26 protein-coding genes are annotated in these 22,964 nt (G+C 60.2%); 16 read left to right on the top strand and 10 right to left on the bottom strand.

The window, feature by feature from the left end:
* Positions 1-65: 65 nt before the first annotated feature.
* The 7 genes from KR100_RS10655 (at position 66) to KR100_RS10625 (ending at position 6,709) form a co-directional block, all read left to right on the top strand.
* Positions 66-2,063, top strand: a complete 1,998-nt coding sequence (locus KR100_RS10655; protein WP_038545715.1) for an ARC6/PARC6 family protein — start codon at positions 66-68, stop codon at positions 2,061-2,063.
* Between the two features lie 45 nt (positions 2,064-2,108).
* Positions 2,109-3,599 (top strand): signal recognition particle protein, encoded by a 1,491-nt coding sequence (ffh, locus tag KR100_RS10650; protein WP_038545712.1) that lies wholly within the window; start codon positions 2,109-2,111, stop codon positions 3,597-3,599.
* 79 nt (positions 3,600-3,678) lie between these two features.
* On the top strand, positions 3,679-4,071 hold the full coding sequence (rpsP, locus tag KR100_RS10645; protein ID WP_038545709.1) for a 30S ribosomal protein S16: 393 nt from the start codon (positions 3,679-3,681) through the stop codon (positions 4,069-4,071).
* Positions 4,072-4,079: 8 nt separating this feature from the next.
* Entirely contained in the window at positions 4,080-5,075 is a 996-nt protein-coding gene (locus KR100_RS10640; RefSeq protein WP_038545706.1) for a PhoH family protein, read from the top strand.
* A 68-nt stretch (positions 5,076-5,143) separates the two neighbouring features.
* The gene (locus KR100_RS10635; RefSeq protein WP_038548647.1) at positions 5,144-5,875 is read left to right on the top strand and encodes a Bax inhibitor-1 family protein; all 732 of its coding nucleotides are present in this window, start codon (positions 5,144-5,146) and stop codon (positions 5,873-5,875) included.
* A 146-nt stretch (positions 5,876-6,021) separates the two neighbouring features.
* Complete coding sequence (locus KR100_RS10630) at positions 6,022-6,498, top strand: MFS transporter (RefSeq protein WP_038545703.1); 477 nt, start codon at positions 6,022-6,024, stop codon at positions 6,496-6,498.
* Positions 6,476-6,709 carry a carbohydrate porin gene (locus KR100_RS10625; protein WP_239420318.1) on the top strand — a complete coding sequence of 78 codons (234 nt, stop codon included), beginning with the start codon at positions 6,476-6,478 and terminating at the stop codon, positions 6,707-6,709. Before KR100_RS10630 ends, KR100_RS10625 begins: the two co-directional genes overlap by 23 nt.
* A 5-nt stretch (positions 6,710-6,714) precedes the next feature.
* Here the strand turns inward: KR100_RS10625 and KR100_RS10620 are convergent, their stop codons facing one another.
* The gene (locus KR100_RS10620; RefSeq protein WP_038548645.1) at positions 6,715-7,233 is read right to left on the bottom strand and encodes a hypothetical protein; all 519 of its coding nucleotides are present in this window, start codon (positions 7,231-7,233) and stop codon (positions 6,715-6,717) included.
* 60 nt (positions 7,234-7,293) lie between these two features.
* Here KR100_RS10620 and era point away from each other — a divergent pair, with 60 nt between their 5' ends.
* On the top strand, positions 7,294-8,232 hold the full coding sequence (gene era, locus KR100_RS10615) for a GTPase Era (RefSeq protein ID WP_038545697.1): 939 nt from the start codon (positions 7,294-7,296) through the stop codon (positions 8,230-8,232).
* A 22-nt stretch (positions 8,233-8,254) separates the two neighbouring features.
* On the opposite strand, the gene KR100_RS10610 is transcribed toward era, so the two are convergent.
* A complete protein-coding gene (locus KR100_RS10610) occupies positions 8,255-8,602 on the bottom strand; it encodes a septal ring lytic transglycosylase RlpA family protein (RefSeq protein ID WP_239420317.1) in 348 nt (115 codons plus the stop codon).
* A gap of 269 nt (positions 8,603-8,871) precedes the next feature.
* On the opposite strand from KR100_RS10610, the gene KR100_RS10600 reads away from it, so the two are divergent.
* The 5 genes from KR100_RS10600 to larB are packed head-to-tail and all read left to right on the top strand — an operon-like array spanning position 8,872 to position 12,562.
* Complete coding sequence (locus tag KR100_RS10600) at positions 8,872-9,774, top strand: phytanoyl-CoA dioxygenase family protein (protein WP_038545691.1); 903 nt, start codon at positions 8,872-8,874, stop codon at positions 9,772-9,774.
* 22 nt (positions 9,775-9,796) lie between these two features.
* Entirely contained in the window at positions 9,797-10,267 is a 471-nt protein-coding gene (locus KR100_RS10595) for a phycobiliprotein lyase (RefSeq protein ID WP_038545688.1), read from the top strand.
* Positions 10,267-11,478, top strand: a complete 1,212-nt coding sequence (trmD, locus tag KR100_RS15405; RefSeq protein ID WP_081858906.1) for a tRNA (guanosine(37)-N1)-methyltransferase TrmD — start codon at positions 10,267-10,269, stop codon at positions 11,476-11,478. Before KR100_RS10595 ends, trmD begins: the two co-directional genes overlap by 1 nt.
* Positions 11,475-11,894, top strand: a complete 420-nt coding sequence (locus tag KR100_RS10585) for a TIGR03792 family protein (protein WP_051847470.1) — start codon at positions 11,475-11,477, stop codon at positions 11,892-11,894. Before trmD ends, KR100_RS10585 begins: the two co-directional genes overlap by 4 nt.
* Positions 11,891-12,562: a nickel pincer cofactor biosynthesis protein LarB gene (gene larB / locus KR100_RS10580; protein WP_038545685.1), complete on the top strand. Its 672-nt coding sequence runs from the start codon at positions 11,891-11,893 to the stop codon at positions 12,560-12,562. Before KR100_RS10585 ends, larB begins: the two co-directional genes overlap by 4 nt.
* A gap of 158 nt (positions 12,563-12,720) precedes the next feature.
* Here larB and KR100_RS16075 read toward each other — a convergent pair whose 3' ends face one another.
* From KR100_RS16075 to KR100_RS10555, 5 genes are all read right to left on the bottom strand, one after another.
* Positions 12,721-12,876 carry a hypothetical protein gene (locus KR100_RS16075; protein ID WP_156098048.1) on the bottom strand — a complete coding sequence of 52 codons (156 nt, stop codon included), beginning with the start codon at positions 12,874-12,876 and terminating at the stop codon, positions 12,721-12,723.
* 98 nt (positions 12,877-12,974) lie between these two features.
* A complete protein-coding gene (locus tag KR100_RS10575; protein WP_038545682.1) occupies positions 12,975-13,913 on the bottom strand; it encodes a DUF1517 domain-containing protein in 939 nt (312 codons plus the stop codon).
* An 18-nt stretch (positions 13,914-13,931) separates the two neighbouring features.
* Complete coding sequence (thiS, locus tag KR100_RS10570) at positions 13,932-14,156, bottom strand: sulfur carrier protein ThiS (protein WP_038545679.1); 225 nt, start codon at positions 14,154-14,156, stop codon at positions 13,932-13,934.
* 4 nt (positions 14,157-14,160) lie between these two features.
* Positions 14,161-15,210, bottom strand: a complete 1,050-nt coding sequence (locus tag KR100_RS10565) for a thiamine phosphate synthase (protein WP_038545676.1) — start codon at positions 15,208-15,210, stop codon at positions 14,161-14,163.
* Between the two features lie 145 nt (positions 15,211-15,355).
* Positions 15,356-16,291, bottom strand: coding sequence for a bifunctional riboflavin kinase/FAD synthetase (locus KR100_RS10555; protein ID WP_038545673.1), 936 nt, complete (start codon positions 16,289-16,291; stop codon positions 15,356-15,358).
* 57 nt (positions 16,292-16,348) lie between these two features.
* On the opposite strand from KR100_RS10555, the gene KR100_RS10550 reads away from it, so the two are divergent.
* A complete protein-coding gene (locus KR100_RS10550) occupies positions 16,349-16,891 on the top strand; it encodes a DUF3611 family protein (RefSeq protein ID WP_038548633.1) in 543 nt (180 codons plus the stop codon).
* On the opposite strand, the gene surE is transcribed toward KR100_RS10550, so the two are convergent.
* Entirely contained in the window at positions 16,876-17,676 is an 801-nt protein-coding gene (gene surE, locus KR100_RS10545; RefSeq protein WP_038545670.1) for a 5'/3'-nucleotidase SurE, read from the bottom strand. The genes KR100_RS10550 and surE overlap by 16 nt on opposite strands.
* A gap of 71 nt (positions 17,677-17,747) precedes the next feature.
* Between surE and pheS the strand changes: the two genes are divergently transcribed.
* Together pheS and KR100_RS10535 are read left to right on the top strand one after the other, a co-directional pair.
* On the top strand, positions 17,748-18,755 hold the full coding sequence (pheS, locus tag KR100_RS10540; RefSeq protein ID WP_038545667.1) for a phenylalanine--tRNA ligase subunit alpha: 1,008 nt from the start codon (positions 17,748-17,750) through the stop codon (positions 18,753-18,755).
* Between the two features lie 308 nt (positions 18,756-19,063).
* Entirely contained in the window at positions 19,064-19,675 is a 612-nt protein-coding gene (locus tag KR100_RS10535; RefSeq protein WP_038545665.1) for a ferric reductase-like transmembrane domain-containing protein, read from the top strand.
* 118 nt (positions 19,676-19,793) lie between these two features.
* Here the strand turns inward: KR100_RS10535 and KR100_RS16810 are convergent, their stop codons facing one another.
* Both KR100_RS16810 and KR100_RS10525 read right to left on the bottom strand, forming a co-directional pair.
* Positions 19,794-20,339, bottom strand: coding sequence for a hypothetical protein (locus tag KR100_RS16810; protein WP_239420316.1), 546 nt, complete (start codon positions 20,337-20,339; stop codon positions 19,794-19,796).
* Positions 20,340-20,739: 400 nt separating this feature from the next.
* Positions 20,740-22,845 (bottom strand): hypothetical protein, encoded by a 2,106-nt coding sequence (locus KR100_RS10525; RefSeq protein WP_239420315.1) that lies wholly within the window; start codon positions 22,843-22,845, stop codon positions 20,740-20,742.
* Positions 22,846-22,964: the final 119 nt, after the last annotated feature.

Below are 22,964 nucleotides of genomic sequence, written 5' to 3'. Positions count from 1 at the left end.
GGGGACTGAAATTGGGCAAAATCCCTGACTCTGACTAAAGTCCAGCGTCATCAAGACTGTCTCTGTTGGACCTGCCCATCGATCACTTCCGACTGCTGGGTGTCAGTCCTTCCGCTGCAGCCGACGCGATTCTGAGAAAGCTTCAGAGTCGTTGTGATAGCCCGCCCGATCAGGGATTCACCCACGAGGTGCTGATTCAGCGTGATGAGCTGCTCAGGCAGTCGGCGGACCTGTTGACCGACTCCGTGCGGCGGTCTGAGTACGAGGCGCAGTTGCTGGATCTGTCTCAGCATCACCCAGGCGACACCGTGGGACTGGACCTTCCCAGCAGCAGTGAGGCCGCTGGCCTGCTGTTGCTGTGGGAGGCAGGGTCAGCGCTGGAGGCGTTTCAAATGGCCTGCCAGGGGCTTCAGCCTCCCCAGGCTCCTGCACTGGGCAGCGGCCGTGAAGCCGACCTCACGCTTCTGGCTGCATTGGCTTGCCGTGATGCGTCGAAGGAAGAGCAGGGCCAGAGGCGCTATGAATCGGCGGCTCAGGTGCTGGCAGCCGGCATTGAGCTGCAGAGACGCATGGGCAAGCTGCCTGACCAGCTGCAAGCCTTGGAGAGGGATCTGGAGTCCCTTCTTCCCTACAGGATTCTGGATCTGTTGAGCAGAGACCTCAGCGATCAGGAGTCTCACCAGCAGGGTCTGCGGTTGCTGGATCGACTGGTGAAGGATCGCGGGGGTTTGGAAGGTGCGCCCGAGGCAGCATTCGGACAGGAGGATTTCGAACCGTTTTTCAAGCAGATCCGACGTTTCCTCACCGTTCAGGAGCAGATTGATCTGTTCAGCAATTGGCAGCTTGAGGGCTCTGGAGAAGCCGGTTTTCTTGCAGTTCTCGCGCTTACAGCCTCCGGGTTCTCACGCAGGAAGCCTGAACTGCTGGAGCAGGCCCGTGATCAGGTGAAGTCGCTGGCGGCGGCGGATCTCGATCCAATGCCGTTGTTGGGTTGTCTCGACCTGCTGCTGGGAAATGTCGCCTCTGCTGGCAATCACTTTCTTTCAGTTCGTGATCGCGAGTTGAGGCTGTGGCTGGATCAGCATCCTGGCGACCAGCTTTCAGCGCAGTGTGAGTACTGCCGTGTCTGGCTGGAGCGGGATGTGCTTCCCGGCTACAGGGATGTGGAGGCCTCGGATGTTGATCTGGATGCCTGGTTTGCGGATCGGGATGTTCAGGCCTACGTGGAACGACTCGATCGTCAGGAAGCCCGCCGATCCGATCCAGCCCCTGTGTCGTCGGGAGATTGGCCCAATTTGTTCGCTGAAGACTCCGCCTCTGCTTCGGAAGAGTCGGCCGCCTCTGCGCTCGGTGAACCCGACGGTCTGAGTGAGGACAGCGAAGGATTCCACATCGCGGTTCCACGGTCGGTGCTGATTGCGATCGGTTCCGGCCTTGCCGTCCTGGGTGTGCTGGCGGCCGTGATCAGTTCGAGACAGAACACTCTCGACCCACTCCCCGAGCCGTCTGCCCAGCTTGATTCTGGCGATCCAAGCGACACGGAAGAGCCTGTTGATCCGGTTGATCCAGCCCCTGAAACTGACGTTGAGGACACCCCTGCCCAACCTGATGCAGCCCTGAAACCGGAACCGAAGCCTCGGGAGCAGCTCAAACCCAAACCCCTCACAGCCGATCAGCCTTCAGAAGCGAACCTGCAGGCTCTGATTCAGGGCTGGTTGGATCTCAAGGCTGCCTCTCTGGCGGCGGAGCCAGACCAGGGAGCAGACCTCTCCGTGGTCGCCCGTGACCACATGGTCCAAAAGGTGTTGCAGGAGCAGGCCGCCGATGCATCTGCAGGACTCAGCAAAGCCATTGACGCCTCTGTGACGTCGGTTGAGCTGGTCAGTCGGACACCGCAGCGCATCGAGGTGTTGGCGCAGATCGCCTATTCCGACAAAACCATCAACGGAGTGGGCGCCGTAACCGAGCAAACGCCACCAGGCACGTTGAGCGTTCGCTACATCTTTGGACGGGATGGAGACCAGTGGAGGCTCCAGGCGTACATCCCCGCCAGCGAAGGCTGATCGGGTCTCTTTTTACGATCGCAGCAGCGTTATTGGTTTCCGCTGATGTTCGATGAGCTTTCAGCCCGATTCGAAGATGCGGTCAAAGGCCTCAGAGGCCAGGACGCGATCAGCGAAACCAATGTTGAAGGAGCCCTGAAGGACGTTCGTCGGGCGCTTCTTGAGGCGGATGTGAGCCTTCCGGTGGTGAAGGACTTCGTCGCCGAGGTCCGCGACAAAGCCGTCGGTGCCGAGGTGGTGCGCGGGGTCAGCCCGGATCAGAAGTTCATCCAGGTGGTCCATGAACAGCTGGTGGAGGTCATGGGGGGCGATAACGCTCCTCTGGCCAAGGCGGCTGAAGCGCCCACCGTTGTTCTGATGGCCGGTCTTCAGGGTGCTGGTAAGACCACGGCCACGGCCAAGCTGGGCCTTCACCTCAAGGATCAGGGGCGCCGTGCCCTGATGGTGGGTGCAGATGTCTACCGACCAGCGGCCATCGAGCAGCTGAAAACACTCGGTGCTCAGATCGATGTAGAGGTGTTCAGCCTTGGTGCTGAGGCCAAGCCCGAAGATATCGCGGCCGCTGGTCTGGCCAAGGCGAAAGAGGAAGGGTTCGACGCGCTCCTGGTGGACACCGCCGGTCGCCTCCAGATCGACACCGAGATGATGGAGGAGATGGTGCGGATCCGCACTGCCGTGCAGCCCGATGAGGTGCTGCTGGTGGTGGATTCGATGATCGGCCAGGAGGCGGCCGAACTCACCCGTGCCTTCCACGATCAGGTGGGGATCACCGGAGCGGTGCTCACCAAACTCGATGGTGATTCCCGCGGCGGTGCCGCCCTGTCGATCCGCAAGGTGAGCGGTCAGCCGATCAAGTTCATCGGCACCGGCGAGAAGGTGGAGGCCCTGCAGCCGTTCCATCCCGAACGGATGGCCAGCCGAATCCTCGGCATGGGCGACGTGCTGACGCTGGTGGAGAAGGCCCAGAAGGAGGTCGAACTCGCCGACGTTGAAAAGATGCAGAAGAAGCTGCAGGAGGCGACGTTTGACTTCTCAGACTTCGTGAAGCAGATGCGCCTGATCAAGCGGATGGGCTCTCTTGGAGGCCTGATGAAGATGATCCCGGGCATGAACAAGATCGACGACGGCATGCTCAAGCAGGGTGAGCAGCAGCTCAAGCGCATTGAGGCGATGATCGGCTCGATGACGCAGCAGGAGCGGGAAAACCCGGATCTGCTCGCAAGCCAACCCTCAAGACGTCGGCGGATCGCCGGCGGCAGTGGTCATCAGCCCGCTGATGTGGACAAGGTGCTGGCCGACTTCCAGAAAATGCGCGGCTTCATGCAGCAGATGAGCCAGGGCAACATGCCGGGGATGGGAGGAATGCCGGGAATGCCCGGAATGGGAGGCATACCTGGAATGGGAGGGTTCCCGGGCATGGGTGGTATGCCCGGCATGGGTGGTATGCCCGCTGGTGGGGGCGGACGGCCTGGCCGCGGCGGCGCGCCGAAGCGGCAGCGTCCGGCCAAGAAAAAGAAGGGTTTTGGAGAGCTGTGATGGCGAAACGGTAAAGTTGCTGTTTGGCGGGCGCTACGGCGCAGCCTGAACGACGACCACTCCTCACTCCAGCGCCACAATGATCAAGCTCCGCCTGAAGCGGTTCGGCAAGAAGCGGGAAGCGAGCTTCCGCCTCGTGGCCTGCAACAGCACGTCCCGCCGGGATGGCCGTCCGTTGCAGGAGCTCGGCTTTTACAACCCCCGCACCAAGGAAACCCGTCTCGATACCGAGGCCATCCGCCAGCGGTTGAGTCAGGGTGCCCAGCCCACCGATGTGGTGCGCACCCTTCTGGAGCGTGGAGGCCTGATCGAGAAGACCGTTCGATCCGCAGAGATTGTTGGAAAGGCCAAGCAGGCTGCCAAACGTGAGGCGGATGCGAAGCAGGCCGCCAAGGAGGCTGCTGCGGCGAAAGCTGCTGAATCTGAAGCGCCTGCTGCAGACGGCGACGCGGCTGAGACCACTGAAGCCTGATCCAGGCAGTGTCTGACGACGGCGACAACGGCCGCTTCGTTCTCGACCTTCCTGATCCCGACGCGGCTCTGGCTCTGGCCGGGGAAGCGGAAGCGACTTTGCATCGTCTGGGGGCACTCACTGGTGCCGCCCTGGTGTTGCGCGGCCTTCAACTGGTGATCACCGGCCGTCCCACCCAGATCGAACGGGCCGCAGCCGTGGTGGAGCTGGTGAGACCGATCTGGCAGGACGGCCAGGCGATTACGGCTGTGGATCTGCAGACGGCCCTCGGGGCGCTGAACACCGGCCGTGCCGATGACCATGCCGCCATGGGCGAGCAGGTTCTGGCACGAAGCCAGAGAGGCAATCTCCTCAGGCCTCGAACCCTGAGGCAGAAGAAGTATGTCGATGCCATGGAGCGTCACGACCTCACCTTTGCCCTGGGTCCTGCCGGCACAGGAAAAACGTTTCTGGCCACCGTTCTGGCCGTCCGGATGCTTACCGAACGCAAGGTGGAGCGCTTGATTCTTACCAGGCCAGCTGTCGAGGCTGGGGAGCGTCTGGGATTCCTGCCAGGCGATCTTCAACAGAAGGTGGATCCATATCTGAGGCCCCTTTACGACGCGCTGCATTCCCTGCTGGGGCCTGAAAAAACCACGGTGTTGCTCGAGAAGGGTGTGATTGAAGTGGCCCCTCTGGCCTACATGCGTGGCCGGACCCTGAGTGAGGCGTTCGTGATCCTCGATGAGGCACAGAACACCACGCCGGCGCAGATGCGCATGGTGCTCACCAGGCTTGGCGAACGATCTCGCATGGTCGTCACCGGTGACACCACACAGGTGGATCTGCCCTCTGGACAGCTCAGCGGTCTTGTCGAAGCCTCGGAGGTTCTCGATGGTGTGGAGGGTGTCGCCGTCTGTCGTCTGACGTCTGCGGATGTCGTGCGTCACCCGCTGGTGCAACGGGTTGTCGAGGCTTATGCGAAGCGGGACAGCGGCAAAGTGTCACGGTCAATGCACCGTTAGGGGGATCCACACTTCAAACCCTTGTCAGCACTGGCAAAGTGTCTGAAGTGACGAATGGTTCGGTCAACATGCCAGCCAGCAGCAATTTTCAACAGGCCATTCGCGAGGCTCAATCGAGTGCCCTGGTCGGCCCCAATGTGGTCAACAAAGCCCTTCCCTATGTGGGGGGCGGCATGGTGCTCACCTCGGTCGGCGTGATCGGCGGGCTTTCGCTGATGGCAACGCCCCTGTTCCTGCCCCTCTTCTTGGTCGCTCTCATCGGCAACCTGATTCTTTTCTTCGTCGCTCAGAACGTGGCGATGAAAGGAAACAACTCCACGGCACTTCCTCTGCTTGCCGTTTACAGCTTGATCACAGGCTTCACGTTGAGCGGCCTGGTGGCCTACGCAGGAGCTGTCGCCGGCATTGGCGCTGTCGGAACAGCTGCTCTTGCCACTGGAATCACGTTTGTGATCGCCTCAGTGGTGGGTCGCCGGATGAGCGACAGCGTCGGACAGGCCCTCTCGGGAGTGGTCGGGCTCGGACTGATCGGTTTGATCCTGGCGATGGTGGTCCAATTCATCGGCGGATTCTTTGCTCCCGAGATGTTCCACGGCACCAGCTTTGAGCTGATGATCGCGGGCTTCGGCACAGTGCTGTTCATCGGCGCCGCTTTCGTCGATTTCTACACGATGCCTCGCACCTACCAGGACGAGCAGTACCTGGCCGGCGCCCTAAGCATGTATCTCACTTACATCAATCTTTTTATCTTCATCCTTCGATTGATCATTGTCATCAACGGTGGTGGACGAAGAGACTGATCGATTCAGTTGATCTGAGTTTCAACATCACTTGCGTCCCAGTTTGTCTGGGGCTTTTTTGTGACTGAAATTACCGTTTCGTTTGCTTGCGGCATGGATGGCAGGCCGACTCATCCGCGCTGCATTGAGACGACGCAGATGTACCGGTGGAGCCTTCGTTTTCACTCCCTGAACAGAAACGCCAACGCAAACGATGGCGTTTCATTCTTCAGATCGCCCTGTCGGCGGCCTTGGGCGGTTTTCTCTTCGGTTACGACACCACCGTGATCAATGGTGCCGTCGGTGCGATTTGCGAGGTGTTCAATATTTCGTCTGATGATCTCGGTCGGTCGGTGGCGGCAGCCCTGCTGGGATCAGCTGTTGGTGACCTTTCTGCAGGATGGCTGTCGGATCGGATCGGACGTCGCCACAGCATGGTGGTGGCGGCGGTCCTGTTCCTGGCCAGCGCGATCGGCTCGGCTTTGGCGCAGTCTCTGTTCGCCTTGATCAGCTGGAGGGTGATCGGCGGCCTGGGTGTCGGCTTTGCCAGCATTCTGACGCCCGCCTACATCGCGGAGGTGTCACCAGCCGATCAGCGGGGGCGGCTGGGTGGGCAAGGGCGTGATCCGCAGCAGACCGTTTGATGCCATCGTCGTCGGTCTGAGCAATGCCAACTGGAGTCGTGCCATCCCTGACGGACCGATCTGGGAATCTGTGTTGGAGCTGGGATATCAGGTGATGTTGGGCGGTAACGCTTCGGTTCAGTTAAGTGTTCAATACGTTTTCAATCCGATGGGACAGGGCGAGATTGATGATGCGCTTGTGCTCGGGCTTCAGATGAGCATCACCTTCTGAGTCGCTCAGTCATGCGCCACAGCAAGGGCACTGGCGCTGATGGCTCGTATCTGTCCGTCGTCGTAACCCCATCGCTTCAGAAAACTGACGTCGTCCCCCCGGTTATCGCAACCTTCAAGTAGCTGTTCGAGCCGCTGCTTGACGAGATCCGGTTCCAGCAATCGCAGCAATTCGGTGCAGCGCGCTCTCACCTGCTCCGACCCTGCCTGCTGGGCTTCATCACCGGTGCGTTGATGCTGCAGCGCCATCGCGGAACTCATCGCCAGGTTGCGCACGCTGAGATCCACCACCCCTTCCCCTGCAGCGCGCAGCTGGCCGACCACCGGATCGGGCAGCCGATCCATCAGGGCGCTGTCTCCCGCCAGGCTCACCACAAAGAATCCGCGAGCTCCATCCCTGCTGGCCACCATCTCGCCGATGCGATCCGCCAGCACCTCATCGCTGATCTCCTCATTCTCCCACTGGCGCAGCCAGGAGGCCGTGATCTCCATCGCCTGCTGAAAGGTGGGTTGCAGATCGGCCATGGCACGCCACTCCAGTGGGCGCAGGTTATGGCCCGGAAGATGACGGCGCAGACTTGAACCATGCTCAGCACACCGTTGCCGGAGGACCATCGCTCCGGTTTCATCGCTCTGATCGGCCGGCCCAACGTGGGCAAATCCACCCTGGTGAACCAGTTGGTGGGGGAGAAGGTGGCGATCACCTCTCCTGTGGCCCAGACCACCCGCAATCGTTTGCGGGCCATCCTCACGACGGATGTGGCGCAGATGGTTCTGGTGGACACGCCCGGAATTCACAAGCCCCACCACCTGCTGGGAGAGCGTCTGGTGCAAAGCGCCCGCAGCGCCATCGGTGAAGTGGATCTGGTGGTGCTGTTGCTGGAGGGATGTGAGCGACCGGGCCGCGGCGATGCCTTCATCGTCAACCTGCTGCGCCAGCAGCCGCTTCCCGTGATCGTTGTCCTGAACAAATGGGACAAGGTTGCGCCCGACCAGCAGGAGCCCTCTGAAGCGGCGTACGACGAGTTGCTCTCTGGATTGGATTGGCCCAGGTATCGATGCAGTGCGCTCTCTGGGGAGGGATGCTCTGCCCTGACCGTGGACATGGCGGCGATGCTGCCGTCTGGTCCCCAGCTCTATCCAGCGGAGATGGTGTGTGATCAGCCTGAGCGGGTGCTGATGGGGGAGCTGATCCGGGAGCAGGTGCTGCTGCACACCCGCGAGGAGGTTCCCCACAGCGTGGCGGTGACCATCGACCGCGTTGAGGAGATACCAGCCAAGGGCAAAGGCAACGGGCGTACGGCTGTGCTGGCGACTGTGCTGGTGGAACGCAAAAGCCAGAAGGGGATCCTGATCGGCAAGGGGGGGGGCATGCTCAAAACGATCGGTCAGGGTGCCCGCCTGCAAATGCAGACCCTGATCGATGGGCCGGTGTACCTCGAGCTGTTCGTGAAGGTTGTGCCAGATTGGCGCAGCAAGCCACAACGGCTGAGCGAACTCGGGTACGGCGTCAATGCGCCCTGAGCGTCACCTTCGCGTCGAGGTCTCAGTCAAGCACCTCGATGCTCACGCTGGCAGTGCCGTCGTCATCGATGTCGAGGGCTTCCGCTGCGCCGTGGGCCAGGTCGATCACGGTTCCTTCCTTGAACGGCTTTCGGTCATTGATCTCCACAGTCACACTCTCGCCGGTATCAAGTCTGGTGACTTTCACCTCCGTCCCCATCGGCAGGCTGCTGTGGGCGGCCGTCATCGTGCCCTTTTCGAGAACTTCGCCGCTGGTGGTTTTGTTGCCGTAGAAGCCTGGGCCATACCAGGAGGCTTTCCCTTCAACGACCTTGGCGGTTGGTTCACTGTCAGCGTTCCCCTTGTCCTGGGAAGCCTCCGCCGATTCCACGGTCTCCACGGATTGATCGGCCTCGTTTGTTGGCGCAGCCTCGCTTGTTTCGGCTGTCGTGCTGTTCTGAACAACCTCTGTCGTTTCCTCAGCGTCTGGAGAGGTCTATTTCGAGGTCTGGTCAGTGGCGCAGCCGCTGACGCTGAGCATGATCAGGGCCGCTGCGAGGGGTTGGACTCGCCAGTGGGTGCGCATGATCCGATCGCTGGTCTTCTGAAGAACTAGCCAACGCGATTGGATCCGTCGATCACCCGCCTAATCTCCGGCCCATGCTCTCTTTGCTCACGCGCACCAAGAGCTTCCGGGACCCCTGGGTGGGACACCCGATGCTGAACCGGCGTTGGCAGTTGCATCGCCGTCGCGTGCAGCTGGCCGACACCTTCTGTCGTTGGAGGCGTTGGCTGAAGCCCAGTCACTGGGAGAGCCTGGAGCGCGATGGCTTTCTCGTGATTCCCAACCTTCTGCCGGACTCCGCCTTCGTTGCGCTCCGAAACGAGGTGGAGGAGCACCTGGCCAGGGCCAATGCTGCCCATCCGCTCGCATCGAACGATCAAGCTGGCTTTCAGCCGAAGCAGCCCTTCCCCGGCGGTTTCGATCGTTATGACGGCGGCACGCTCAACCGATTTCTGCACATTGATCCTGAGCAGCTTCCCTGCAGTGCAGCTCTCAGCCATGACCCTCGCCTCAGTGATTGCTCCCGTCAGGTGATCGGCCTGCCGGCAGACCACCGCAAGCTGGACATTTACCTGACCGTGCACGGCGAGGAAAGCCGCATCCCCGATCTTCAGAAGGATCTCCACCGCGATACGTTTTTCAGGGCCTTGAAGTTCTGGATCTTTCTGCGCCCAGTGACGGAGCAGGATGGCCCCTTCGAGATGGTGCCGGGCAGCCACCGCCTCACAACGGCCCGGTTGCGCTGGGAACAGGCCACCGCCAGTGCGGCAATTCAGCATCAGCAACAGCCTGACGTTTCCGGTTCGTTTCGCATCCGTGAAGAAGACCTCGACTCCCTCGGCCTGCCCCCACCTATGGCGCTCACCTGCCCGGCGAACACCCTTGTGTTGGCAGACGTGTTCGGCTTCCATCGCAGGGGGCGGGCCTTGCCGGGGCGTGAGCGCCTGGCCCTCTATGGCTGGAATCGTCCCTATCCCTTCCTGCCAATGAGCTGGTGAAGCCGGCTGAGAGGATGGATCGATGAGTGATCACCCCTTTCCACCTGAGGATCCGAAGACCTTCCTGACGCTCTGCGCTGGTGAATGGATGAGCCTGCGCAGCAGTTTTGAGCTCAGTGAAGGGGACGACGACTGGCACGCCAGTGAACGGGGGGAGCTCAAAGTCAGCTACGACCAGGGTGCGGACCAGAGCGTCGGGCGACTGGAGGTGGTGCCTCCCTCGGGACACGCCAGCAGGCTCGAATTCTCGGCGGATGGTCGTCTTGCGATCCAAGGCGGTGCTCAGGAGACGACTGGCCTTTGGCGCTTCTGGCCCGATGGAAGCATGGAGTTGACCCTGCCCCAGGCTGATGGGGTGGTGGTGCAGGAACGCATCTGGTTCACCCGCGCGAACCTGCGCCTGCGCAGCACCACGGCCGTGGATGGGGAGGGCCATCCTCTGCAGGGAAGTTTCTGCACGGACATCCGGCGCGTCTCGAAACCGGCCAGCTGATGGCGAGGGCGCCATACCGATTCGATGTGGTGAGCCTGGCGCCGCATTGTTTCGACAGCTTGTTGCAGCTCGGAGTGCTCGGGCGAGCCTTCAGCGCAGGAATCGCGGAACTGCATCGACATAATCCTCGGGACTTCACCGTCGACCGCTACCGCAAGGTTGACGATGAGCCCTATGGCGGTGGTGCCGGGATGGTGCTGAAACCCGAGCCGGTGTTTGCCGCGGTGGAATCCATTCCCCGTCGTGAACAGTCTCGGGTGCTGCTCATGTCACCCCAGGGACAACCTCTCCAACAGAGCGACTTTCAGCGCTGGGCCAGGGACCACGACCAGCTGCTGCTGCTCTGTGGCCATTACGAAGGCTTTGACGAGCGGATTCGCTCCCTGGCCGATGAAGAGGTGTCGATCGGTGATTTCGTGCTCACCGGTGGTGAGCTGCCGGCAATGACGATCATCAACGGCGTGCTGCGGTTGTTGCCAGGCACCGTTGGTACGGCGGATTCACTGGTGGAGGAAAGCCACAGTGCCCTGCTTCTGGAGCATCCCCACTACACCAGGCCTGCGGTGTTTCAGGGCATGGCCGTGCCGGAGGTGTTGCGCAGTGGCGACCATGGTCAGATTGCGGCCTGGAGGCAGCAGCAGCGTGAGCACCGTACCCAGGAACGCAGACCTGATCTCTATGCACGCTGGCAAGACGAGACAATGGAGCCCGACGCAAGCGAGGCCATGCAGCTGCGCATCGGCAATGGCTACGACATTCATCGTCTTGTTCCGGGTCGACCTCTGATCCTTGGAGGCGTCAGCCTTGAGCATCCCAAGGGGCTTGGGCTCGATGGTCACAGCGACGCTGACGTGCTTGTTCATGCCGTGATGGATGCTCTGCTCGGCGCCCTGTCCCTGGGAGATATCGGCAGGTATTTCCCCCCCACTGATCCGAAATGGAAGGGGGCCGACAGCCTGGAGCTGCTGGAGCAGGTGGTGGCGCTGGTGGGTGAGCGGGGTTGGCGTGTGGCCAATGTGGATGCTGTCGTGGTTGCCGAGCGGCCCAAGCTCAAACCGCATGTTGAGACGATGAGAGGGAACATCGCCCAGCGCATCGGCATTGCAGCCGATGCTGTTGGAGTGAAGGCCACCACCAATGAGCAACTCGGCGCTGAGGGACGAGAGGAGGGAATCAGCTGCCATGCCGTCGCGCTGCTTGAGAAGGCATGAACCGCATCAGCGCTGGTTGCCTGGCGATGCTGGTGGCCCTGACCATGTGGGTGTCCCCGGTGTTGGCTTCCGAGTTCGTTGTTGAAATGCTGCGGCTGGATGTTCCTGCGGCGCAACGTCAGATCTGGCTGGAGGCGGAGGCGAGCACCTGGCAACCCTGGCTGGAGCGCCAGGACGGGTTCCTTGGCCGCGATCTTTACTGGGATCCCAAGCTGGAACAGGGCATATTGCTGATTCGATGGGCCAGCCGCGATCAGTGGAAGGCGATTGGGGCCGAGGCGGTCGATCAGGTGCAGCAGCGGTTTGATGCGGAGGTGAACAGCTCCATCGGGCGTGAGCTGGACGCGGGATCAGCTTTTCCTCTCCTTGAAGCGACTGAACTGATGCCTCAGCTGTTGACCGGCCGGAGCGGATGAGCGAAGCGCGTCTCGACTTTCAGCGACGGCAGCGGCTTGGCATGGTCGAAGCGATCTGGGGGCAGCACAAGACTGCTGATCAGATCATTGCGATCCTGAGGCGGTTTCAGGATGCTGATGAGCTGGCCCTGGTCACGCGCGTGCAGCCCTCCAAGGCGGCCGAGGTGATCGCCGAGGTTGATGGGGCCTTGCATCATCCAGAGTCGGCTTGTCTGTCCTTCGGCGCTCTGCCAGCCCCATTGCCGATCGGGGCTGGTGTGGCGATCGTGAGCGGCGGCAGCAGTGATCGTGTCGTGGTGGCTGAGGCCTCGCTGGCGTTGCGCTGCCACGGCATCCCCGTTGATGAGGTGATGGATGTGGGCGTGGCGGGTCTGCATCGACTGATGGATGCCTTGCCGCGGCTGCGATCAGCTCGGGTACTGATTGCCTGCGCCGGAATGGAGGGAGCTCTGCCCACCGTGCTCGCCGGCCTTGTGCCTCAACCGGTGATCGCCGTGCCGGTGTCGGTGGGCTATGGGGTGAGTGAAGGCGGACGTGCGGCTCTCGACGGCATGTTGGCCAGCTGCGCGCCGGGGCTGATGGTGGTCAACATCGACAACGGCTACGGCGCCGCCATGGCTGCATTGCGCATCCTCCGGGGAGATCTCGAGAAGTTGCTCGATCCATAACGTCAATGAGCGCGATAAGCGTCTCTCGCCGTAGCGGTGCAACGCTTCAGCAATCACAAGGTTGTTCACCCAGGTGATGCTTTGAGAAGCCATCAAAGCTGTGCAGCCTTCGCAGAGTGCTGTGTCTTGAACGTCCCGGCAAGGTGGCCGGTTGTCGATCAGGCTGCGTCGTCGACGACTCGGCTCATGCGGGCGAGTTCAGAACTGTTGGCATCGGCGTCAACCCGCTGGAGACGGTTGACAAGATCATGAAGATCTGTCGCTGACAGTTCTCCATCGGTCTGCCATTCCATCGAGCGAGGGTCTGGGGCCAAGACGCAAGCAAACAAGTTCCTTGCAGAGAAGCTAAGAAAATGTCCTGAGAAAAAACACTTACGTATCGAGTCTTGACCCGAAGACTTTCTGAAGATCGTCAGAGGTGCTGAAGGTTTGGATAAGCGGTGATTAGTTCCTCAGCGCTCAATACATCACCGCGACCCTCAGGCTGCCAGATCACCTCCAGGGCCATCAGTTCAGAGGAGGAGGTTGAACCCAGGATTCTCAGGGTCTGGCGGAGGTCCTCTCCGGTGTCCGCGCCTTGGAGCTTGGCTGTGGCCGTTGAAGCCACCAGCAACGTCACGATGATGAACTCATTGGTGGCATCGGCATCACCCACCGAAGCTTTCAGCGTCGGTTCAGAGAGTTTCTGGCCGCCGACGTTGGAGGTCACTTCCGCCTGGAGTTTGCTGCGCTCACTCATCGAGAGGCGGTTGAAGGTGGACTCAGCAGCTCTGAATGGAACGGTTCCGTTCTCAGCATTTGCATAAACCCAGAGCTCGGGCTGCCTCAGCAGCGCGAGGGTTGTTTCCTGCAGGAGGCGCTGCAAGCCGGTCGATGAGGAGGTGTCGGAGGACGCTGCCAGGGCACGCAGGTCTTCCTGCACCTGCTTCGCGCTCGCCAGCAAACCGACCTGCACCTGAATCATGTTCACCTTGCTTGGAATCGCTGGCACCGGTTCGCTGTAGCCGTTGAGCGCAGCACCGCTTCCTGCTCCTCGAATGGCGTTCACGAGAACACCTGCGATCGCCATCAGGATCAGGAGTCCGAAGAGACCACCACCTCCGAATCCGAAAATAGGGATCAGAAACGGGAAGCCGAATCCCCCTCCACCGCGGTATCCGCCGCCGTAGCTGCTGCGGTATCCACCTCCTGATCGCGGCATTGATGGTGCCCGGAAACTGCCACCACCGATGCGTCCACCGCGCGCCGCGGAAGCCGGCTCGGCTTGGATCAGACACAACCCTGCAATCACCAGGGGCAACAGCACGGTTGCCAGCAATCGGCGATGCCAGGACTGACGTTTCGCGACCATGCGTCTTGATATCACTGATTAACTGTAGGAACCTCCTCCAACGATGGTGACGATTTCCAGAGTGTCGCCCTCTGCGACAGGCTCCGTCGGCCAGCGACTCTTCGGGATGATCACCCCATTGAGCTCGACCACCACAAGCGCCGGATTGTGTCCCAGAGCAGGAATCACCGTGCTGAGACAGGCAGGATCGGGTGACGGCTCCAGAAGCTGCGGCTCACCGTTCACGCTGAGGGTCAAGGGCATTGATTCAATCGCGAGGACTGGACAGGCTCTCCAGCAGCTGCAAACTCGCCGCTGAAGGATCGGATGCCGACATGATTGCGCCGATCACAGCGATGCGACGACAGCCGATAGCCGTGAGTTCGCTCAAATTCGAGCTGTTGATGCCGCCGATGGCAAACAACGGCATCGGTGTGCAGGTCATGGCCTGCTCAATCAGTGCTGTTCCCGTCGCCGCACGATCTGGTTTGACAGCTGTTGAGAACACGGGGCCGAGTCCGATGTAGTCGACGGGCTCCTCCATGGCGCCCTGCACCTCACGCAGGCTGTGGGTGCTCAGTCCCAGCAGTCGATCCGCACCGATTAAGGACCTGGCGACATCGACTGGAATGTCGTCCTGGCCGAGATGGACGCCATCCGCATCTGCAGCCATCGCCAGATCCACACGGTCGTTCACGATGAACAACGCTCCGTGGGTCCGGCAGAGATCCCGAACAGCGATGGCCTCCTTCAGCCGTTCCCGGTCGTCACCATGCTTGCATCGGTACTGGACCATCGAGACGCCGCTGCGAAGTGCTGCACTCACCTGCAGCAGCAGCTTGTCTGTGGGGGATGTGATCAGGCAGAGCGTGCAGCCCTTCAGCCGATTGCGGCGTTGCAGGCCGTCGCTGGCGTTGAGGCAGGTCACCTCAAGGTCGTAGAGCCCGTAGCGGATCACTGCGGCTTCGGAGGCGAGTGTGGGATCCGAAGAACGGGCGTATTCCTCGAGAACGCGAAGGGCCTCCTGAACCCTGCCGCAATTGGCAGCCACCACGGCGCGCGGGCTGCGGCGATCCAGCTGGGCAGGGTGGCCGAGGCCTGCACCACGATCGGTCGCCGTGGAGCGGGCCTGCTTATAGCTGTCGGCGTGCAGTGCCCCGAGTCGCTGGCGCCAATCCTTGAGGGTCTTCACAAGGTCGTCCCGTTCCAGCCCGAACCGGCACCAGTCCTCAACGACGCGCAGCCCCTCCCTGGCTCGATCGAGATTGGCGTCGATCAACCTGGCCACACGAGGATCCGCTGGGGTGTCGCAGCCCATCAATTCCGTGTCATCTTGTGGAGGATCGCACTTCCACCTGAGGCATGGAGAACAGCGGATCCGACAGCACGATGCATGTTCTGGTCTGGGGCATTGTCCTTCTGGGCGGTATCGGCGTCTTCATCGTGTGGGGTCTCGCCAATGCCTATCCCACGCCGGTCTGAGCCGACGCCTGCAGATATTGGCGTGCCTGATCAGCGTCCCGTCCGATCTGTTCGCTGAGGGCATCCAGTCCGTCGAATTTTTTCTGACCCCGCAGCCGCAGGACGGGTTCCACCGTGAGCAGACGATTTTCCAGCTCCAGACTGCGATCGAGCAGATGCACCTCCACGGCCGAGGGCGAGGTGGGATCCACGGTCGGTTGCGGGCCCAGATTCATCACTGCCGGCAGTCGACCCTCAGCCCGATCCAGTTCAACCCAGGCGGCGTAGACCCCCAGTGCGGGGAGAAACTTGCGGCCGTCCACCTGAAGGTTGGCCGTCGGCCAGCCCAGTTCCCGGCCCAAGCCGCGACCGCGCACCACGCGCCCCTGAAAGCGAAACGGGCGTCCAAGCAGTGCCCTGGCGGTCTCCAGGTCGCCAGCCTCGAGGGCTGATCGGATGCGGCTGCTGCTCATGCGACCGGCGTCATCTTCGATGATCTCCACCACATCAACCGCGATTCCTCTCGCTTCGCCGAGGCTCTGGAGTATGCAGGCATCCCCCTCCCGGTTGTGCCCGAAACGGAAGTTGGCGCCGACGGCGATTCGCTGAGCAGCCAGCGCCTCGCAGAGGACCTGATCGATGAAGGCCTCGGCGCTGAGTTGTGCCAGCTCAAGGTTGAAGGGCACCAGCACAAGCTGCTCAATGCCCAGAGGCTCCAGCAACTCGAGTTTTTCACTGGGAAGATCGAGACGCAGGCGCGCTTCTCCGAACAACACTTCCCGCGGATGGGGCCAGAAGCTGACCACGGTCGGCACTCCGCAGTGTCCATCGATGGCCCGCGCGATCACTTGCCTGTGCCCGGCATGGAGGCCGTCGAAGCTGCCGAGCGCCAGGGCCGTGGGCCGTCGTGCGTCCTGGGGGGAACAGAGGGGGATCAACGCGAGATGCGTATGGATGCCTTTGATGCCAAGTTTGAACGATGAATGGGGCCAGGCATGCCGGATCGACTTGATTTCCAGCAGTTGTCCTCCGGACTGAGGCGGATGGGCTGGATCCGCTTCTGGAGTCAGCTGGTCCTCGGAACCGTGGTTCTTGGAGTCCTTGTCTTCGCTGCCATCGGTGGCAGCACGGTTCGGGATGCCGCCCGTTCCGTAGGGTTGGGCACGGGGATCTCGCTGACCACCCTGGCGTTTGTTGTTCTGCTGTTCAGCCTCTGGCAGAGCTGGCTTGTGGTCCGCACCGGGCGCGCCATCGACAGCGCAGCCCGCCCCTCGCGCGGGGAAACGGCGCGTCGAATCAAACGCAGTCTTCTCGCTGACCTGATCGGTCTGGTTCTGGCGCTGCTCGGTTACCAGGCTCTGGCGGGACCCCTGTTTATTCAGGCCGCCTCTCAGACCCCAGGTGTTCAGGTGGACAACCTGCCGATCACCGCGACGGAAATCGTGGTCGTCCTCGGAAACGCTCAGGCGCTCTTCGCCCACCTGATCGGACTGTGTTGTTCACTCTGGTTGCTGCAGCGGGTTTACCGCACCAACTGACCGGAGAGTTTCAGCTCGGGAAGGCCTGCCAGGGGGCCGCGCCAGAACAGATCCGGCTGGATCGGTGTGATTGAAGGGGCGTTGGCATGGATCTGGGCCACGTCACTGGGCCAGTCGCGAGGACCTTCGCCGGCGGATTCGAGGTCGTTCACCACTTCGCCGGCGAGCCAGTAGTAATGGCGGCCGCGGGGATCAACGCGGCGACTGAACTGTTCGTCGTAACGACGAATCGACAGGCGCGTCCAGCGCAGAGCTCCCATGGCCTCTCGGGCGCAGGGAGGGACGTTGAGATTCAGCAGCAGATTGTTCGGCCATGCGTCCTCCAAAGCCTGCTCGGCGATCTCCACGGCCAGGTCCGCTGCCGCCTGAAACTGACGCCACTGGAAACAGGCGCTGCTGACGGCCATGGAGGGGATGGCTTCCAGCGTGCCTTCCATGGCTGCCGCCACCGTGCCGGAGCAGAACACGTCCGTGCCGAGGTTGGGACCGTGATTGATGCCGGACAGCACTAGATCGGGTTTCTCTTCGACCAACTCGAACAGCGCCAGCTTCATGCAATCCGCGGGCGTTCCGCTGCAGGCCCAGGCGGTTACGCCAGGGACAAAAAGCTCATCCGCCCGTTCCGCCCGGATGGGTGTCTGCAGGGTCAGACCATGGCCCGTCGCCGAACGCTCCTGATCCGGGCATACCACGGTGACCTTGTGCCCATGGGCCGCCGCTGCCGCGGCCAGGGTCCGGATGCCCTCGGCAAACACCCCATCGTCATTGCTGATCAGGATCCGCATCGGACGCCTAGTGGTGGTGGGAACTTAAGCGGGCCGGCTGCTTACAGTCAGCTGCCACCAGCCCAAACCCTGTGAGCGCCCCGGTCACGTTGCAGCAGATCACCGATCAGCTGGAGGCATTGGAGCAGGAAGCAGCAGCTGATATCGCTGGGGCCAGCGACGCCCAGCAGCTGGAGCAGTTGCGGGTTGGGCTGCTGGGTAAGAAGGGACGAATCTCTGCGGTGCTTGGCGCCATGGGCAAGTTGCCCGGCGACGAACGGCCCGTGGTGGGCCAGCGGGCCAATGTGCTGAAAACCCAGGTGCAAAGCCTGCTGGCCGATCGACTGCAGGTCGTGAAGCAGGTGGCGATGGAGGAACGGATCGCCAGGGAACGTCTGGACGTCACCGCTCCGGCGTCCGGCACGCCGATGGGCCATCGCCATCCTCTGATCACCACCACCGAAGAGATCGTTGATCTCTTTCTTGGGCTCGGATACAGCGTGACCGAAGGCCCTGAGGTCGAGCAGGACCACTACAACTTCACGGCCCTGAACATCCCTGAGGACCATCCCGCAAGGGATATGCAGGACACCTACTACCTGCGGAACGATCTTCTGCTGCGCACCCACACATCACCTGTTCAGATCCGCTACCTCGAGCAGAACCCGCCTCCAACGCGGATCGTCGCGCCAGGACGGGTGTATCGGCGTGATGCGGCCGATGCGACCCACTCTGCGGTGTTCCATCAGGTTGAGGTTCTCGCCATCGACGAAGGTCTCGATTTCAGCCATCTGCGCGGCACGGTGATGGCCTTTCTGAAGGCATTCTTCGGAGACGTTCCCATTCGCTTCCGTGCCAGCTACTTCCCCTTCACCGAGCCGTCGGCCGAGGTGGATGTGCAGTGGCGGGGGCGCTGGCTGGAGGTGATGGGGTGCGGCATGGTGGACCCCGCCGTTCTGCAGGGTCTGGGACTGGATCCGGAGCGCTGGAGCGGCTTCGCCGCAGGCCTCGGCGTCGAACGGTTCTGCATGGTGCGTCACGGCATCGACGACATCCGCCGGCTCTACACGAGCGATTTGCGTTTTCTTGAACAGTTCTGATCTGCGTCGGCCGTCTCTGAAGGGCGGGGACCGATCACTGCTCAACCCACTAGGCCACCATGAAGCTGGAATTGGAACAGAAGCCGACTCGACGGATGTTGGAGGCGTTTTGTTGACGTCTCGGGGACATACTCCGTGGACAAGGTCTCGGTTTGTGGAGGGCGTCACCTCATTGGTGATCTGCCGTCGCCGCTACAGCAGCTGCTCACAGCCTTGGCCTTGGACCTCCTCGACCTTCTCAGTGAGCTCTTCACCTCAGTTGGCAACTCTGAGCAGTGTGTTTAAAAAGGAGATTTGAGTTTGTGTCGATGGCACGTCTTGGCTGGCGGCTGACGGCCTCAGCAACGTTCTTGATCTTGGCGGGTCTTGCTTTGCATTTTGGCCTTTCCGGTTGGACGGCTAAGTCTGTCACCGCAGGGATCGATGCCACTGGACGTAGCTCCCTCGTCCTCTTTTCGATGGCCTTTGTTGCTTCGAGTGTGCAACGCCTCTGGCCTTCATCTATCAGCCAATGGATGCTTCAAAACCGTCGTTGGATCGGCTTGAGTTTTGCGTCGTCACACGCGATACATCTGGCGCTGATCGTGGCGATGTCGTTCAACTTCCCTGAACCGTTTTTAAGTGAGCAGTCTGCTGGGAAGTGGGTGCTAGGTGGTGTGGGTTATTTGTTTGTTGCCTTGATGGCCCTGACGTCAACGAATGGGGCTCAGCGATGGATGGGCATGACGTCTTGGAAGCGACTGCACCTGATTGGCTCCTATTGGCTATGGGCACAATTCGCCCTCACATATGTCGGACATGTGAAGAAGGGACCAAAAGATTTTTATGCGCCGTTTCTTGTGTTCACCTTGGCTCTCCTGGTGATCCGCTGGGTTGGCCACGTCAGGCCAAAAAGACCGTTAAGCCCTGTTGGTGGGTAAGTGCTCAGGGTGTCGTCTCATGATCACGACGCTCTTCAGGCTTGATGGGGTTCTCCGGAGGAGCGACCCGCGCTTCCTCGCGCGGTTCCAAGAAGGGATTCATGTTCAGCATCGTGGCTCAGTCAAACATCCAGCGGAATCCCATCGAGACACCGTTTTGTGTGGAGGAATAGCCATTGCGGCTGTTGTGGGCGGAATAGTCGATCCCGAAATAGCGATAAGCCAGTGAAATCTGGGCTGAGTTACCAAGGGCGTAGGCAACGCCGGCTTCGACAGTTCCAGAGAGATCCTGTTTGCCGTTAAGGCCAAAGCCGCCTGCATCCATGGCCAGGAAAGCTTGCCAGTCTTCGCTGAGAGCAATCGTCGTGTTCATGCCGATAAGTGGCTGCACCCAGGTGTTGTGCCATGTCTCACTCGCCTCATCTTCAAGATCTCGTTGAAGGCTGCGCGAAGGCAGGATGCCCTCGACTGTGATGTCATCTTTGAACGTCACATTCATATCCAGGGACGCATCAATCAATCTCATCCCTGCGAAGCCAACGAAGCTGATCGCTCCTGATGGCATTTTCGGTTTTTGAATGTCGCCGGCGCGGTAACGCAAAGCAAGGTCAAAGAGGGTTTGATCGGTATCAGTAACCGACTGGATTGTTCCTTTGGAGGTCACCCGACGTTGCGGCAGGCGAGGGTGCTGATCGTTGGTAATGGGGTTTGAGCTGTTCCAGCTCGACACCGTTTCAGAGGTGCTGAAGGAGAGAAAATCCAGACCTGCTTGAAGGCCAAAGCGACCTTTCTCGACAGCGATTTTGCCATTGAACACACCAGTGAGCATGTCCAGTACATCACTGAGATCCAGCGTTTCCCTGGTGCTGTTGTTGTCAAGTGTGGTTTTGGAGTTCGTTTCAAGAGGGAAGAACCCGAAGGTCTCCACATACACTCTTGTGCCACTTTCATTCTCTTCTGCATTGGCAGGAATTGACGCAGGGGTGAGCAGGCAAAGTGCCGTGAGGCCCGCAACAAGATGGAGACGCATAGGAAATAAAGAGGGGTTTCTCAGGAAGAAGCCATCAACGTGGTCGGCGCACAGGACCCATCAGGGGATTTTGCACCGGCCCAGCGACGCCGTAGGTGACCACAAAACCCTGACCGCCTGGAAATGTGGAGGTGCGACCGCTGTAAGTCTGGTTGATGACGACATCACCGTCGAACCAGTTATTGGCGCTCCAAAGGTTTCCTGCATCATCGACAATCACATCTGTCGTGATCTGTATGAGGCCACTTTGATAGTTATGAATCACGTCACCGGTGGTCTTTCCCGCAGGGCAATTGGCAGGGTTCACCCCGCAAATGTGGATCAGACTCTGACCATAAAGGTTGCCAACCCACACATTGTCATTACCGTCGACAGTCACTCCCCAGGGCACGTAGGCCGTTCCTTTGGCGATGTCGGTTCTTATGACCTTCATGTCTGGTGAAATCAAACCCACCATGCCCGCCTGAGTGAGATTTGGGTTGTAGAGATAAATTTCAGCCCCTGCCTCAAATTCCTGCATGATTGTTTTCGGCTGCGGTGCGTTGGCGGGAATGTTTGGAGGCATTTTCCCTCCAGGAGGTAGAGCTCCCTGAGGGGAATTGGATTGCTGCGCAACCCAAACATGGCCAGTGGAGTCAACTGCAACACCACGTGTTCCTAGGTTGACTTCGATTGTCTTGGCCTGGTCGGGTGATTCGCCTGGAAACACAGTGAGTTTGTTGTTGTAACTGCTGCTAACCCAAACTCTGTTTCGGGCGTCTACAGCAACTCCGAAGGGTGCCTGGAGTCCGGTGATATTGATACGTTGGCCTTTGGTGTAATCCCCTCCAGGGAAATAAATCATGTGGTTTGCAGTGTTATCTGCGATCCAAACATCTCCGTTTCGAGCTGTGCCGACGCCTTGAAGTTGTCCGACTTCACCGTCGATGGTTGCGGGGCCAAGAGCCTTGCCGGTGTTGAGATCAAATACTCCGACCATGTTATTGAAAGCGCCGACCCAGGCATATTTTTCGGAAACCCCAGTTCCCCAGCCCACACCATTAATACCTTGACCGTTGTAACCAGTGATGGCTGGTGAAAGGGCTTCACCACCAGGGCCGAAATGAGTCATACCGCCGCCTATGTTGTTGACCACGCCGGATTGAGAGCCGGGCATCCAGTTAGCCCCACTCCACAAATTTCCATTCCCGTCAAACATCAATTTTCCAAGTGCCAAAGCGCCGCCGCCGTCGAACGCAAGGGAGAGGGAAAAACTTTTGGGTTCAAATAATAAATAAGGAGCCGTTGCTGTTGTTCGCAGCTGGGATGATTGATTGATTGGGTAGGACGCTTCAAATAGTTTGTAAAGTGTTCCGGTGTTTTTCCAGGGCTGACGAGCGATCGAAATCATTGCTGACAGTGTGTCTGTTGTATTTGTCAGCTCTAGTAGTTGAGAACATCCTTGGGATTGGTTTGGTTGCCCGCACAGAGCAATCAGATCAGAAAGCACATTCATCCGAGCCGCAGTCTCAGAGTTCAGAAGATTTGTGCTTTTGAGCAATGTTGCTCCTTGGCGCCCAGTGCTTTGGTTCACCAGGTTCTTCACCTGGCTCGTTCCGATCGTCAAGGCACTGCTGCTCCCTGACAAAGCGGTGCCTTCAAGCAGCTGAGCATTCGGCCAAACCGAACCGACAGTGGTGAGCTCGTTAACGGCGACATTGTGCCGCTCATCACCGCCGAGCACCGTGAGCATTTTGAGTTGATCGGCACTGCCACCACCGATGTCTCCTCCCTCAGCCACGAGATAGTGCATGACCCCTTGTTGCGTCCGAAGCTTGACGCTGAACGCCCCGCTTTTGTTTGAACGCACTGTTTTGAGCTGAACGGGATCCTGTCCGCCTCTTGTCTGCCAGAGCGTGATAGTTGAGCCGCTGACAGGCTGATTCATCAGGGTGACTTGCCCTTGCAGGGTTGTGAGCGCTCGAGCCTCAACAGACACCGCTGTCCCTGCGGCCAGAGCGCTGAGTGAGAGGGCCTGTCCAATGGTGTGCAGAACTTTCATCGACTTCGTTGAACCTTTCTCCCTTTTAGGCAGGTTGCTGAGATCTTCACGAATCTCGTAACCAATCTCGGACGGATGGTTGCAGGCATCCGTCTGCAAACTCTCCGATCGAGCTTGGTCGTTGCCATCAGTCCCACAAGCTGCTGCTTCAGAACGTCAGCAAAGGGCTGTTCATCGCCGCTTCCCTGTTTGGCCTCTGATTAATTCAATCGTTACTG

This window comes from Synechococcus sp. KORDI-100, assembly GCF_000737535.1.
Lineage (GTDB): Bacteria > Cyanobacteriota > Cyanobacteriia > PCC-6307 > Cyanobiaceae > Parasynechococcus.
The sequence above is the reverse complement of the archived record's forward strand: the minus strand, read 5'-3'. Positions and strand labels throughout refer to the sequence as shown.

Coding starts and splice junctions, on each gene's coding strand:
- ffh (WP_038545712.1), top strand. CDS start 2,109: ATGTTCGATGAGCTTTCAGCCCGATTCGAAGATGCGGTCAAAGGCCTC.
- rpsP (WP_038545709.1), top strand. CDS start 3,679: ATGATCAAGCTCCGCCTGAAGCGGTTCGGCAAGAAGCGGGAAGCGAGC.
- KR100_RS10635 (WP_038548647.1), top strand. CDS start 5,144: ATGCCAGCCAGCAGCAATTTTCAACAGGCCATTCGCGAGGCTCAATCG.
- KR100_RS10620 (WP_038548645.1), bottom strand. CDS start 7,233: ATGGCCGATCTGCAACCCACCTTTCAGCAGGCGATGGAGATCACGGCC.
- era (WP_038545697.1), top strand. CDS start 7,294: ATGCTCAGCACACCGTTGCCGGAGGACCATCGCTCCGGTTTCATCGCT.
- KR100_RS10600 (WP_038545691.1), top strand. CDS start 8,872: ATGCTCTCTTTGCTCACGCGCACCAAGAGCTTCCGGGACCCCTGGGTG.
- KR100_RS10595 (WP_038545688.1), top strand. CDS start 9,797: ATGAGTGATCACCCCTTTCCACCTGAGGATCCGAAGACCTTCCTGACG.
- trmD (WP_081858906.1), top strand. CDS start 10,267: ATGGCGAGGGCGCCATACCGATTCGATGTGGTGAGCCTGGCGCCGCAT.
- KR100_RS10585 (WP_051847470.1), top strand. CDS start 11,475: ATGAACCGCATCAGCGCTGGTTGCCTGGCGATGCTGGTGGCCCTGACC.
- larB (WP_038545685.1), top strand. CDS start 11,891: ATGAGCGAAGCGCGTCTCGACTTTCAGCGACGGCAGCGGCTTGGCATG.
- KR100_RS10575 (WP_038545682.1), bottom strand. CDS start 13,913: ATGGTCGCGAAACGTCAGTCCTGGCATCGCCGATTGCTGGCAACCGTG.
- thiS (WP_038545679.1), bottom strand. CDS start 14,156: ATGCCCTTGACCCTCAGCGTGAACGGTGAGCCGCAGCTTCTGGAGCCG.
- KR100_RS10565 (WP_038545676.1), bottom strand. CDS start 15,210: ATGGGCTGCGACACCCCAGCGGATCCTCGTGTGGCCAGGTTGATCGAC.
- KR100_RS10550 (WP_038548633.1), top strand. CDS start 16,349: ATGCCGGATCGACTTGATTTCCAGCAGTTGTCCTCCGGACTGAGGCGG.
- surE (WP_038545670.1), bottom strand. CDS start 17,676: ATGCGGATCCTGATCAGCAATGACGATGGGGTGTTTGCCGAGGGCATC.
- KR100_RS10535 (WP_038545665.1), top strand. CDS start 19,064: ATGGCACGTCTTGGCTGGCGGCTGACGGCCTCAGCAACGTTCTTGATC.